Genomic DNA, 14,094 nt, shown 5'->3' with positions numbered 1-14,094 from the left:
CTGTATTTAATTATTCATATTTCGATGGATCAACAAAAGCGATATAAACCTTATAAATCACCATGCAGATTGCCGTCGTCAAAAATCCCCAACCAAGCGTGATTTGCTCGATTACAAGGTAGTTATTACATAATTGCACTGGCGAGTCAATGTACAACCAGCCCATTCCAAAAAACAAGATGGCAAAAAAGTAAAAAGTAATGTCCTTCCCAATTGGGCGAAGTTTTTTCCAGCTATCCCTTAGTGGTATACCAGCTAGTAATGGTAAACTGACAAATTTAAATAGTTCCATGCTTTGTTCATTCAATGCTTCATCCATTGAACGAGGCAGCGTCCAGTAAACAACTATGATAACAAACAACAAAATTCCTGGTACACCATTACCATTCCATTTTTCAAAAAAGTGAGGGAATCGCAGTTGAAAAAATCGTGCAATTAGAAATCCTGTAAAAATTAACAAAGGCATTTGCATATGCATGTGAATAACCATGACTGATTCCATTAAATTTGCAACAGGAGAAAGTATTAAGGCAAGAAGTAACAATAAGCCATAGATTGATTGCTTCAAGATTACTCCCCCGCTTCCTTCTTAAGAATACCTACAAGCTTATTAGCAGCTTCAGCAATCTTTTTATAGTCTAAGACATCAAGCAGACTGCCATTTTTATCCACTAAATAAAAAGCTGAATTATGTGCAAAACTTCCATTTCCGTCAGGAATAACAATAACACCAAATTCTTTTAACAACGAATCCAATTCAGCTTGATTTGGTATTCTTGCCATCCTCCATGTTTCTCCATCACTATTAAAATAGCCTCGGTATTTTTCTAATGTACCTGGATCATCCCTGACAGGATCAAAACTTATGCTTAAAAATTCAATATCTTTGCCCATATATTTGCTTGGTATCTTATCGTAAACCTTAGACATGTTCATTTCTAATTGCGGGCAAACTGTTGTACAAGACGTATAAAGAAAGGTAATAAATACATACTTGCCCTTAAACTCAGAAATAGAATAATTCCGCCCCTTACTATCCTCAAAGTTTACTTCTGGGAATTTGGGCTTATCGCCAATTAGTTTATTGACCCGTGCCGTTTCTGACGTAAATGCTCGGAATCCATCGGTTCCTATATAGAACAACGCACACCCAAATAAGATAACAAGCAAACACGCAAATGTATTATGCCGAGTTTTGATCACGAAGATCACTTCCCAAATTATTGATTTTGCAATTATATATGACTAAATTAAGAATAAAGAGATAGCCCAAACCAACGAGCTATCTCTTTTTTAATTAATAATATATTACCAAGTTTTGAATGGTGGTGATCCCGGAGGTGCATTAACGATAAATTCAGTTAATGGGATGACATAGGCCATTGCAACAACTAATAGCATTATCACAACACAAAGGCCCCAACGCTCTGTCCAATATGGAGTTTTAGTTGCATTATCTTCTTCCTCAGCAATAGGAAATTCTGTTTCTCCCTTTGGTGCAAAAAACATCATATTCATTACTGCATACACTTGAAGAATAACACCGATAATTAATAAGGTGCCGCCAACAGCTAAGCACATTAAATATGGGCTCCAGCTTAATGCTGTTGCATTGTCTCCATAAGTTGTAAAAGAAGTTCTACGCGGGGAACCAAGTAATCCAACCCAATGCATAGCACCTGACATAAAGATCATTCCTATTGTCCAAATCCAAGTTTGGATCACACCTAATTTATTTATTTGCGGTGTTAATACACGTTTTGAAATATATGGAACTAACCAATAACTAATGCCAAAGAACGTCATCACTACAGACATGCCAAGCGTTAAGTGAAAATGTCCAACAATCCACATCGTATTATGAACGACCTGATCCAATTGGTTAGTGCTTTGAGCAATTCCACCAGCACCAGCAGGTATAAAGGCAATCATCGCAATCATTGGAGCTAGGAAACGAACATCGCCCCATGGCATTTTTTTATACCATCCGATTAAGCCTTTTCCACCTTGTTTTCTTGCTGTACGTTCAAAAACGGCAAACATGGCGAATGCTGTCATTAAGGACGGGAATCCAATCGCCAAACTCATAAATACGTGCATAAATTTAACGGCTGGATCAATTCCTGGGTCAACAATTTGGTGATGGAATCCACCTGTAATATTCATAACTACTAAGCCAATAATAACAACACGGGTTAACGTATCACTCCAGCGTTTTCCACCAATAATTTTAGGTACAATGACATACCATGCGGAAACAGCAGTTAAATACCAAATATTAACTAACGTATGTCCAAAGGCCCAAAATAGTGTACGTGCCACCATAACATTGATTGTTTCGACCCAGCCAAATGACCAAGGAATAATCATAACTATTACTTCTATCGCTACAGGTATGGAACCGAAAAATAATAGGACAAATACTCCAGTAGCAAAATAAGCAAGGATTGGTACATGCTGTCCTTTGTTATTCTTTCTCCAATTCGCAACTTGGATAAAGGCACCGAAAGCACACATCCAAACACCAACCACAATTAATGCTAAACCAATATAAAACATTGGTGCAGCTGCCATTGGCGGATAGAAAGTATACATTACAGATGCATCACCCATAATGATTGGAATTACTGCTAAAACAAACCCGACAATCTTCAATCCAAAGCCAATCCAAGCGATCTTTCTTACTTTAGGAAGAATCCCCCCTAAAGTATGTGAAAGACTGGCATAAAAATAACCAATCGTAAAGAAAGCAGTTAATACAACAACTAATATTAAACCATGTGCTGTCAGAACTTGATAATAGTTTATCCATGATGGTAATTCCAGAATTCCGGCACGGTTCAGTCCCTGCACAAGGCCAAGAATTCCGCCAAGAAGTAATGCTATAAATGCTACAAATATATATGATTTCGTTAATAGGGCATCTTCCTTGCTGATTCCCATCACTCTACCTGCTTTATCTTTAAATGTCTGTGATTTTGCTGTTTGCATTTTGCTTCCCCCCTTTATTTAACCGTAATTGTTGTACTCATCATTTGGTGACCGGCACCGCAATATTCATTACATAACACTAAATACGTTCCCGCTTTATTAAATTTTTGAGTGATTTTTTGAATAAGTCCTGGCATGACCATTGCATTTAGGTTCGTACCTGCAACTTCAAATCCATGGACAACATCTTTTGAGGTTAATGTAAAATGCACTGTCGATCCAGCAGGGACTTTGATATTACCTGGATTAAAACTGAAAGCTTGTAATGTCATAACTACTTCATATTCATTTTCGCCAACCTTGGTAATACCCGGTTTATCGAATGGCGCTGTTTGGTCTACCTTTTGTGGATCAATTAGTTCATTATTACTCGGTGGTCCCATTTCCAAGGCAAATGCTTGATAGCCAGTAATAAGCATGAATATCATGATCATACCGAAACTCAAGGTAAGCCATATTTTTTCATCAAGATGCATTTTCATATCTGTCATCCCCTCCTATACTCTAGCCATATAAAGGCCATATAATATTAAATACGTAGCGAGAATTACGACCCCAACCAATCCTACATAAATCCATGTTCCTTTTAATGGAGCCTCGTGCCCTTCGCCATGCTTTTTTTTGTTGTTAACTTTTGTATCCCCCACTGAAAATCAACCCCCTTATATTTCATACCTTAATAATAGATGGGAATGATTATCATCGAAGTGAACTGTATCACATTTGCTTAGCTTTTTTCGTGAACACCCAAAAGGAACTGCCTTTTTTCAAACACAAAAAAGCTACTCCATTAGTTTGCAAATAACTTGCATACTTTCGGAACAGCTTTCACTTATCTATAGTTTGAGTTTCATTTGATCTCGACTAACTAAATACCGGCAATGTAACAATTACCATCAAGAGAAACAATATTGTTATATAATTAACGGAATATAGAAAATTCACATGTGCCCATTTTAAATCATCTTTAGTAAAAAATCCGCTGATACTCACAACCAACCATCCAACGTTAAGCAACGTAGCAACCACTATAAAAGTATTTCCAAGCATCGTTAAAAAAAATGGTAATGGAAATAAGCAAGCAATATAGATCACCATTTGCCGTTTAGTCACAGCCAATCCGCGAACAACGGGAAGCATGGCTACTCCAGCTGCTTTATATTCTTTATATTTCTTTACGGCAATCGCAAAGGTATGCGGCATTTGAAAAATAAACAAGATAAGAAACAAGATCAATGGGACTCTTTGAAAACCAGGTGCGATGGCTGTCCATCCTATTAAAGGTGTAACGGCACCAGAAACACTTCCAATTACTGTATTAATTGTATACCGCCGTTTTGACCACATGGTATATAAAATAACATAGGTAAACCATCCGACAAAGGAGTATATCGCCGCTTCAACGGTCGTAAAGAGTAAAAGGATTTGACCTAATATACTTAGAGCAATACCTATTGTTAAAACTGCGTTCAAAGAAATATTCCCCGTTACTGTTGGACGACCCTTTGTTCGATCCATTACAGTGTCAATATCAACATCGTACCAGTTATTGAGCACGAGTGCCCCAGCCATTACCATTGTACTTCCGAAAATTGTTAAGAAAAATAAATCCAGGTGGGCTGTAAATGAAGCATTGGTAAAATGTAAGGCTAACCAGAATCCTGCAAATACAGGCAAAACATTAGCGATTAATACATTTGCTTTAAAAAGTAACTTTAGATCATTCATTATGTTTGATGTATTTCGTTGATTCAATATCGTAACTTTTCCATCCTTCTGTAGAGAAGGTATCTCATTATTGGTCATCTAATATCCTCTCCTAAGAAGTCTTCCAAACAAACCAAAGTTAATTCTATCATACTACATTTCGATTATCTCACAAAATCCGGTGTCAGGCACCTAGAAATGGCTGTTGGATATTTCCATTTGGAACTTCTAGTATTATTCTTTTGTCCTTTCTACAAAAACTCCATACCCTATGTTTTAATCGTAGATTAATAAAACAGGCGTGGAGAATCCTTTGTTTAAGAAGATTCTTCACGCCTGTTTATTTAGTGAACTTCGGTTAAAACATCTTGATTAATTAATGAAAGCGGCTGTTTACCCTGCAATCCAAGGACTAGATTTTCCGCTGCAACTTTGGCCATTTTCAATCGAGTTTCGTAGGTAGCTGACCCAATATGCGGCAGGGTGACTACATTATCCATTGATAAAAGTGGGTGATCTGGACTTACTGGTTCCTGTGCGAAGACATCTAACCCTGCAGCTAAGATATCCCCATTTTGAAGGGCCTGAACCAAGGCATCTTCATCCACAGTTGCTCCACGCGAACCATTAACAAAAATGGCGGATTTCTTCATTAGTTTAAATTCCTTTTCTCCAATTAGCTTAACTGTCTTTGGTGTTAGTGGTGTCATTAAGCAAATGAAGTCTGCGTGCTGACAAATTTCTTCAAGGGAACAGTAGGTTGCTTGATAAGTTTGTTCGGCTTCTAAATTTCGTGAGCGATTGTGATACAAAATGGGCATATCAAAGCCAAAATGCGCACGTTTGGCAATGGCTGAGCCAATCTCTCCCATTCCGATAATTCCCAATGTCTTATGATGCACATCCACTCCATACAGATTCTCACCCACTTGCGATGTCCACTTCCCTGACTTTACAATCTGATTTAATTCCGGCATTCTTCTAGCGGTTGCTAGTAATAAACCAAAAATGGTATCGGCAACACTATCATTTAAAACCTCTGGAGTATTAGTAGCCATAATTTTTCGCTTAGTTATTTCAGGAATATCTAAATTATCGTAGCCAACTGAGATATTGCTGACAATTTTTAGTTGAGGCGCAAGCTCTAAAAACTTTTCATCCACTTTTAGTCCAGAGCCCAGAATCCCTTCAGCATCCTTTAATTCTTTATAAAAGCTAGGAAGTGACTCCGAATCTAATTTTTCAAAATAAATAACTTCACAAATTTCACGTACATATTCTATAACAGTAGAATCGACTTTTTTATAGACAATAACTTTTGGTTTCAACTAAGATTCCTCACATTCAGAATTAGATTCTCTATCATTCAGCGATTAACATTACTACATAATCAATATACACGTAATTGCATGAATAATAAAAAAATTTGAATGTAACAGCAAGATAAAAAAATATTTTTTTTACTTTTATGATAATAATAGAATATAGCAAAAGGAAGGGGTAGGAAAAATTGTCCAACACACTTGGGGAAGAAATTAACGAAGTTAATGAATATATTGTCATTCCATTGCCTGAAGCGTTTGATATGAAAGCAAACTTTGGATACCTGCAGCGGAATAAAAATGAATGTATGTATGAAATTGAAAATGATAACATTACAAGAGTCATCGCGATTGGCGAAATTCAAACACTTGTACAAATAAAAGTAAACGAGAAAAACCAAATGGTTGTTCACTTTTTAAAAGGTAAACCGCGCGATCCTAATAAGGTCGTCCATTATATTCGAGAATGGTTTGACCTCGATAACGATTTAACTCCCTTTTATGAAATTGCCAAAGCCGATCCCTTACTTAAAATGCCCGTAAAAGACTTTTATGGATTACGCCTTATCGGCATTCCCGATTTGTTTGAAGCTCTTTGCTGGGGGGTCTTAGGCCAGCAAATTAACTTAGGATTCGCTTACACATTAAAGAGACAATTCGTTGAAAAATTTGGTGAGTCCATTGAATGGGACGGCAAAAATTATTGGATATTTCCGTCCTATGAACGAATTGCACAACTCACACCAAAGGATCTCGCAGATATTAAAATGACCGTCAAAAAGAGTGAATATATTATTGGAATTGCCAAATTAATGGCGAGCGGCGAATTATCCAAAGAAAAATTAATGGAAGCCGGTCATTTTAAAGAGGTCGAAAAAAGCTTAATTAAAATACGCGGGATTGGCCCATGGACTGCCAATTATGTGCTGATGCGCTGCCTTCGTTTTCCGACTGCCTTCCCGATCGATGATGTCGGTCTAATTAATGCGATAAAAACGCTACTAAATATGGATAGAAAGCCGACCAAAGAAGAAATCCTTGCATTATCAATCCCCTGGGCAAATTGGGAATCCTATGCAACCTTCTATTTATGGCGAGTTCTCTACTAGTCAAAAAGCACTAGCTAGGTTTAGCTTGTGCTTTTTGGCAGGTGCCATAACTATTCTATTTTAATTCACCCTATAGAATTTATACCCTTCCTCTAAACCTTCTATTTTGATGACATCTCATCAAAAGAACATTCCTTTAGTGGAACGACCTTCGATTTATGAACGAGTTTATACCCGAGCCATAATGCCAAAAAGATCGGTAAACCAATATACGACACTGCTACTCCATACCAATCAATCTCACTTGCTAAAAAAGCTTGATAATTTTGGCCGAAAATGACAAAGACACACATTGCAAAAGCGAGAATCGGACCAAGCGGGAACAATTTCGCTTTAAATTTCAAATCATTCATGTCCCTGCCCTGGGCCAAATATGCTTTTCTAAAACGATAATGGCTGACTGCAATTCCTAGCCATGCAATAAATCCGGTTAAGCCTGACGCATTTAATAACCATGTATACACTTGATCTCCAAAAATGGACGTTAAAAAGGCAAAGCCTCCGATAATCGTCGTCATGACAAGGGCATTCATCGGAATTCCGCGATCATTTACATTTTGTAAAAATTTAGGAGCCTGGCCGTCTTTTGCCATGGACCAAAGCATGCGTGTCGATGCATATAAACCGGAACTACCTGCCGATAAAACCGATGTCAAAATGACCGCATTCATCACAGATGCTGCAAATGCAATGCCCACTTTCTTAAATACAAGGGTAAAAGGGCTGACAGCGATGCTATCGACATCCCTGCCTAACAGGTTTGGACTTGTATAAGGAATGATTAGGCCAATGACAGCAATAGCAACGATATAGAATAGAAGAATACGCCAAAATACTTGTCGAATCGCCTTTGGAACGTTTTTCTCCGGCTCTTCACTTTCTCCTGCAGCAATCCCCACGAGTTCCGTACCTTGAAAGGAAAAACCTGCAATGAAAAAAATACTTAAAATGGACAAAAGGCCGCCATGAACAGGAGCATCTCCTATAGTAAAATTTTTAAACCCGATAAACTGTCCGCCAAGAATACCGAAAATGGTAAGCAAACCGACTCCAATGAAAACGATGATTGTCACTACTTTTATTAAAGAGAACCAGTACTCGGATTCTCCGTAACTTTTAACCGACAAGGCATTCAATAAAAAGATTAGGCCTAAAAACAGTGAACTCCAGACGATGCTCGGTACATCCGGAAACCAGAACTTCATAATAATTGCTGATGCAGCTATTTCAACCGCCAGTGTAATAGCCCAGTTGAACCAATAATTCCAACCAAGCGCAAAACCAAATGCCGGATCGACAAAGCGACTGCCATATGTTGAAAATGATCCCGAAACCGGCATTAAGGTAGCCATTTCTCCGAGACTTGTCATTAAAAAGTAGACCATGATGCCGATAGCCCCATAAGCTATTAACGCTCCACCAGGTCCAGCTGTTTGAATGGACGCCCCTGTCGCTAGAAATAACCCTGTCCCGATTGACCCTCCAATAGCAATCATCGTCATGTGACGTGCCTTTAGATTGCGTTTAATATGCTCTTTACTTTCCTTATTATTCTGATGTTTCTGATTATTTTGGTCATTATTATAGTTGTTGATTGCTTCCATTCTTGTCCTCCTTAATTTTTCATCTATTAGCATCTATCTAACTTTTTAGAAAACATATGCCATCTCCCACTTAATATTGAAAAATGAGAGATGGCTCGCTAATTATTTCGAAAAATCAAAGTAGTTTCGCTTCAATAAGCGTGGAGCGGCCATAAGTGTTTCATACGTCATACTTTTTTCAAGCTTTGAGCAATCAATTAAAAATAGATGATCCTCAATTTCTTTCACCGTGTTATCTGTTTGATAGGTCATACCGCATTCCAAGCAATGAATGGATGGTGTATCCTTAATTTCGATCGCATTTGTTCCATCTGGAAGTTCCCAATACACTTTGTTGCTCGTTTCACGTGCTGTGTCAGATTCGCACCATTGACAAATCAAAATTATTCCTCCTTTGCTCCTACTGTTTCATATTTCTTCATTTGTGATTGGAATTTTTTCTCTTTTAACTCGTCACGTTTATCACGTTTATCTTTTAATGAACTATGCTCAGTATTTTCCTTATACGTTTTGCGGCGATCTAACCGTTTTAATCCTTCTGGTGTAAGGTTAAATTTCGTATCATCAATAATGGATAGAACACCATTACTTTCAAACTTTTCAAACACTTCAGGATAAACCTTTTTGTAGTAATCCTCTGCACTGCCTGACTGATAATTTGTTGGTTCTGGATAAGATGTAATGACACCTTCAAAGTTACGTAGTACGACTTTATTAGAACTTTGAGAAATGATATAGTTCGGCTGCAATGGAATTTTACCGCCTCCACCCGGGGCATCAACAATAAATGTCGGAACGGCATAACCCGATGTATGGCCGCGAAGTCCCTCCATAATTTCCAATCCTTTGCTGATTGGTGCACGGAAATGGCCAATCCCTTCTGATAAATCACATTGGTAAATATAATATGGACGAACGCGAATTTTAACAAGGTCATGCATAAGCTGTTTCATGATCGGCACACTGTCGTTAATGCCTGCTAAAATAACCGCTTGGTTACCAACAGGTACACCAACATTTGCAAGCATTTCACATGCACGCTTCGATTCTTCAGTAATTTCAATAGATGTATTGAAATGTGTATTCAACCAAACTGGATGATACTTTTTCAAGATATTGCAAAGATTTTCTGTAATTCGCTGTGGGAACACGACAGGTGCTCTTGTACCGATACGAATAATTTCTACATGCGGAATCTCACGTAAATTCTTTAAAATATATTCTAAAATATTGTCATTAATAAGGAGCCCGTCTCCTCCGGAAATTAACACATCTCGAATTTGTGGGTTAGATGCGATATAATTAATCGCTGTGTCTAACTGTTTCTTTGGTACGCCCATTCCGATTTGTCCGGAGAAGCGTCTTCTTGTGCAGTAACGGCAGTACATGGAGCATTGGTTTGTGACTAGGAACAACACGCGATCCGGATAACGATGTGTTAACCCAGGTACTGGTGAATCTTCATCTTCGTGAAGGGGATCTTCTAAATCATATCTTGTTTTATGCAATTCCGCAGAAATCGGAACAGACTGCATTCGAACCGGACATCTTGAATCATCAGGATCCATAAGCGATGCATAATATGGCGTGATGTTTAATGGGATTGTTTTTGTTGAGATTAAAACCCCTTCTTCTTCCTCTGGTGTTAAGTTAACTACTTTCTTTAAGTCTTCTAAATTTTTGATAGTATTCGTCAATTGCCAAACCCAATCATTCCATTGCTCATCCGTTACATCCTTCCAAAGCTCGATTTCTTTCCAATGTCTTTTCGGTTTGAATAAATTGTTCCTCATCATAAACTCCTCCTAAAATTAGCCTATATTTTATTGACCATTTTTGATGAATTTTCCTCTCATTACTATATTAAGAAATGAGGTATTCCATATAATAGCGATTTTCCCCTTCACCAAATTCATCGAATCTCGTCTCTTTTATGACAAACCCTAATTTTTCATATAACTTGACGGCTGCCTTGTTTTTAGTACTGACCGTTAAACAAACCTTACGAAAACCATCTTGTTTTAGAATCGGATAAATTTCCTGTAAAAATAATTTCCCGATTCCTTTCCCTTGCTGGTCGGAGCGGACATAAAACCCAAAAATATAGGCTTTATGAATATCATTGTAAGCTCTCATCACTTCGCAAATCGCAATCGGCCTTGGATCATTTTGCTGCCGGTATTGGATCAGTTTCCCGTAGCGTGTAAGCGGGACAAGGGCTTGTTCATCTACTGCTCCTAATCCCGGAAACGCATCTTCCTCAAGCTCCATCATCATTTTTAGCTGTTCTGGATTCAATGAAGCTGGTACTTCGACATAATAGGTTTTGTTCAATGTTTCCATTTTTCTGTCCCCCTCACTTCTACTTCATATTGGATATCATTCAGCGGCCAAATTGGCTTTGGTATGTGACGATACGTAAAAGTTGTTAAACGGTTGGATGCAACACCAGGTGCATCCACATAAATGATACGGCCAACAATCGGCTCAAACGCTGCCCGAAAATGATTTTTAGCCTTTAACCCAAGAATTCTCTTTGCCTGCGGCTCAAGACCAATATGACGAAACATTTCCGGATCATTCGCTGACATCGGCCTTCCAATGAGGAGGATATCCATCTCTCCAACGCGAATGTGAGCCGCCCCTTTTAAATCGACTTTTAAATGCTGATTGAACGGCCCAGAATTGTGAAATACACCGTCTGATAAGGCCACTACCGTTGCTTCGACCTGTACGGGCTCCCCAAATTCAGGCGATACTTTCCCTCCAAGAGACAACAATACCTTATTTCCAACTCCCTTCTTGCGGCAAGCCTCAATAGATTCTGGATCGTAGAGTCCTCCAAACAGCGTGTTAGGAATGTTCATCTTCACCATCTCCCGAAGCAGCTCTGTTGTATCCCCGCTCCCGCAGCTTAGAGGATTATCCGAGATGTCCGCCAGTACTACCGGCTTGTCATCTTCAATCAACATCGCCAAATCGAGCCCATCTTTCACACTGGGCAAATCCATGATAAATTCTTCTCTTACACTCCAGAACAAGGAAGCTATCTTTTGGGCAGTCTCTTTTCCTTTTTGTGGATCGAGCGAAACAACAAGTACGCTTGCACCGACCATGGGAATATCCGAGTAAGGAAAGCCACCAAATACAGACACATTATAAATGCCTTCTTCCTCTTCGGCTTGTTTCGCCCACTCTATCATTTTGTGCATCGGCCCTTCTGCAGTTCTCATATTGATAGAGGGAGGCATCATCGGCAATTTTTCAAAAGAAGCGTAGTAAGTCACACTTTCCTTTAATTGTTTTATCAAAGCGATTGCCCCATGAATGCCTTGTTCGTACATATCAATATGCGGATATGTTTTAAATCCAAAATGAAGCGGTGTGTAATCAATCATTTTTTCGCTTAAATTGGCGTGCATGTCCAGCGTCGTCGCGATTGGAACATTCAATCCGATAAGCCCGCGAATTTTTCCCAGTAAATGCTCTTCCGGATCAAGGAGGTGCTCCACGACCATCGCTCCATGCAGTGCAAGCAATAATCCGTCCAGCCTTCCAGCCTCCCGGATTGACTGGAGCATTTGCTCTTCGATGATTGAATACGCTTCTGTTGATACTACGCCCGATGGGACCGCTGCCGCACAAAGCAGCGGCACGATTTCTATATCCTCTTCCTGTTTCAATATATCTAAAAACCCGCCCACTTCCGTTTTCGTACCAATATAGGCATCATAAATTTCATCGCCGATAAAGTATCCTTCATTTCGAAACTGTTCGATTTCAGTTTTCATCGGGCTGAAACTGTGGGATTCATGGTAAAAGAATGCAATACCGATACGATGTTTTCTCATGTTCTCCCCCATCCCGTTCATTTAATAGTTCGTATAAATCGACTTCCACTCTGTCATGACATCGAATGCATGATGGGAAACTTCACGGTGCCCATTTCCGGACATTTTCATGCCTCCAAACGCCACTCCCATTTCGGCATTGGATGTTCCGTTATTAATATAGACAAGTCCGCTTACTGCTTCCTTTGCAGCACGGTTCGCATAATGAAGGCTCTCTGTATAAATAGAAGTTGATAGCCCATAAATTGTCCCATTATTTACCTCCATGGCCTCCTCATATGAATCTACTTCAATGATGGCAAGAACGGGACCAAATATTTCTTCCTGTGCAATGGTATCATTTGGTTTCACATTCTCAATGATTGTCGGCTCATAATAATAGCCGCCCAATTCTTTGACACGCTGCCCACCTGACACAATTTTCCCACCTTCTTCAATCGCTGTTTTTACATATTTTTCGACTATATGAAGCTGGTCTTCATTTACGAGAGGTCCCACTTGTTTCCCTTCTTCAAGTCCATTTCCTATTTTCATAGATTTTGTTATTTCGACTACTTTTTGTACGAGCAGTTCCTTTACTGGATGCTCGACGATTACTCGGCTTGCCGCTGTACAGCGCTGACCAGTTGTTGTAAACGCTGATTTTACGATTCCGTCTGCCGCCTTGTCCAAGTCCGCATCCTTCAGGACGATCACTGCATTTTTCCCACCCAATTCCAATGAAATACGTTTTAATGTTTTACTGCTCATTTCAGCCAGCTTTTGTCCGACCTCTGTTGAGCCCGTAAACGAAATGACTTTAACATCCGTATGCTCTGCGAGTGTTTGTCCGACTGTTCTTCCTGAACCGGTAATTAAGTTCACAACCCCTGCTGGAAATCCGGCTTCATCTAACACTTCCACAAATATCTTTGCCGATAGCGCAACCTCTGAAGCAGGCTTCCATACGACGGTATTACCAGCAATCAGAGCTGAAAAGATTTTGTAGGAAGCAAGCGCAACTGGGAAGTTCCATGGGGTAATGCACGCCGCAACTCCAAGAGGTTCACGAACCATTCTTACGTTCCGGTCTGGGAAGCCCGCAGGGACCGTTTCTCCAAAGAGGCGTCGTCCCTCGCCTGCCATATATTGAGCAGTCGCGATGACCACTCCGACTTCGCCTAAAGACTCTGGCAGCACTTTTCCCATCTCCATTGTCATAACGCTAGCAAGTTCCTCTTTTCGTATTTCAAACAATTGGGCTGCTTTCGTTAAATAAGCCGCTCGTTCTGGAATGGGAGTGTTCTTCCATTGTGAAAACGCTTCATTCGCTTTTGCAACAGCCTCATCCACTTGCTCTGTTGTGGCGGCCGCACATACGCCGACAAGTTCCCCCGTTGCCGGATTTAAGCTTTCAAAGTAGGACTGATCGGGGGCACTTACCCATTTTCCATTTATATAAAGATCTCCCTGAAGAATATCTGTTTTGATTTGACTAGACATAAACTTGACCTCCTTTTTCGTGGTATTC

General features: G+C 39.5%; 14 protein-coding genes. 1 reads left to right on the top strand and 13 read right to left on the bottom strand.

The window, feature by feature from the left end:
* Nucleotides 1-10: 10 nt before the first annotated feature.
* The 7 genes from CCK98_RS08230 to CCK98_RS08205 form a co-directional block, all read right to left on the bottom strand.
* On the bottom strand, nt 11-568 hold the full coding sequence (locus CCK98_RS08230) for a hypothetical protein (RefSeq protein WP_179195742.1): 558 nt from the start codon (nt 566-568) through the stop codon (nt 11-13).
* Nucleotides 569-570: 2 nt separating this feature from the next.
* Nucleotides 571-1,203, bottom strand: a complete 633-nt coding sequence (locus CCK98_RS08225) for an SCO family protein (RefSeq protein WP_088086134.1) — start codon at nt 1,201-1,203, stop codon at nt 571-573.
* A 105-nt stretch (nt 1,204-1,308) separates the two neighbouring features.
* Nucleotides 1,309-2,991: a cbb3-type cytochrome c oxidase subunit I gene (locus CCK98_RS08220; protein WP_088086133.1), complete on the bottom strand. Its 1,683-nt coding sequence runs from the start codon at nt 2,989-2,991 to the stop codon at nt 1,309-1,311.
* A gap of 14 nt (nt 2,992-3,005) precedes the next feature.
* Entirely contained in the window at nt 3,006-3,473 is a 468-nt protein-coding gene (locus CCK98_RS08215; protein WP_088086132.1) for a cytochrome c oxidase subunit II, read from the bottom strand.
* Between the two features lie 15 nt (nt 3,474-3,488).
* Nucleotides 3,489-3,638 (bottom strand): cytochrome c oxidase subunit 2A, encoded by a 150-nt coding sequence (locus CCK98_RS34740; protein ID WP_142292138.1) that lies wholly within the window; start codon nt 3,636-3,638, stop codon nt 3,489-3,491.
* Nucleotides 3,639-3,855: 217 nt separating this feature from the next.
* Nucleotides 3,856-4,797: a heme o synthase gene (gene cyoE, locus CCK98_RS08210; protein WP_088086131.1), complete on the bottom strand. Its 942-nt coding sequence runs from the start codon at nt 4,795-4,797 to the stop codon at nt 3,856-3,858.
* 245 nt (nt 4,798-5,042) lie between these two features.
* Nucleotides 5,043-6,026 carry a D-glycerate dehydrogenase gene (locus tag CCK98_RS08205; protein WP_088086130.1) on the bottom strand — a complete coding sequence of 328 codons (984 nt, stop codon included), beginning with the start codon at nt 6,024-6,026 and terminating at the stop codon, nt 5,043-5,045.
* A gap of 206 nt (nt 6,027-6,232) precedes the next feature.
* Here CCK98_RS08205 and CCK98_RS08200 point away from each other — a divergent pair, with 206 nt between their 5' ends.
* A complete protein-coding gene (locus tag CCK98_RS08200; RefSeq protein ID WP_373408525.1) occupies nt 6,233-7,129 on the top strand; it encodes a DNA glycosylase in 897 nt (298 codons plus the stop codon).
* A gap of 101 nt (nt 7,130-7,230) precedes the next feature.
* On the opposite strand, the gene CCK98_RS08195 is transcribed toward CCK98_RS08200, so the two are convergent.
* The 6 genes from CCK98_RS08195 to CCK98_RS08170 form a co-directional block, all read right to left on the bottom strand.
* Complete coding sequence (locus CCK98_RS08195) at nt 7,231-8,733, bottom strand: amino acid permease (RefSeq protein ID WP_088086129.1); 1,503 nt, start codon at nt 8,731-8,733, stop codon at nt 7,231-7,233.
* Between the two features lie 102 nt (nt 8,734-8,835).
* Nucleotides 8,836-9,114 (bottom strand): YokU family protein, encoded by a 279-nt coding sequence (locus CCK98_RS08190; RefSeq protein WP_088086128.1) that lies wholly within the window; start codon nt 9,112-9,114, stop codon nt 8,836-8,838.
* A gap of 2 nt (nt 9,115-9,116) precedes the next feature.
* The gene (gene ablA / locus CCK98_RS08185; RefSeq protein WP_088086127.1) at nt 9,117-10,526 is read right to left on the bottom strand and encodes a lysine 2,3-aminomutase; all 1,410 of its coding nucleotides are present in this window, start codon (nt 10,524-10,526) and stop codon (nt 9,117-9,119) included.
* 70 nt (nt 10,527-10,596) lie between these two features.
* Nucleotides 10,597-11,076, bottom strand: coding sequence for an N-acetyltransferase (locus CCK98_RS08180; RefSeq protein WP_088086126.1), 480 nt, complete (start codon nt 11,074-11,076; stop codon nt 10,597-10,599).
* A complete protein-coding gene (locus CCK98_RS08175) occupies nt 11,064-12,584 on the bottom strand; it encodes a M81 family metallopeptidase (protein WP_088086125.1) in 1,521 nt (506 codons plus the stop codon). The genes CCK98_RS08180 and CCK98_RS08175 overlap by 13 nt, the downstream gene beginning before the upstream one ends.
* A 21-nt stretch (nt 12,585-12,605) precedes the next feature.
* Complete coding sequence (locus tag CCK98_RS08170) at nt 12,606-14,066, bottom strand: aldehyde dehydrogenase (RefSeq protein WP_088086124.1); 1,461 nt, start codon at nt 14,064-14,066, stop codon at nt 12,606-12,608.
* Nucleotides 14,067-14,094 lie beyond the last annotated feature (28 nt).

The organism is Bacillus sp. OV166 (assembly GCF_900177675.1).
Classification (GTDB): Bacteria; Bacillota; Bacilli; order Bacillales; family Cytobacillaceae; genus Neobacillus.
This window is presented reverse-complemented; position numbering and strand designations above follow the sequence as displayed.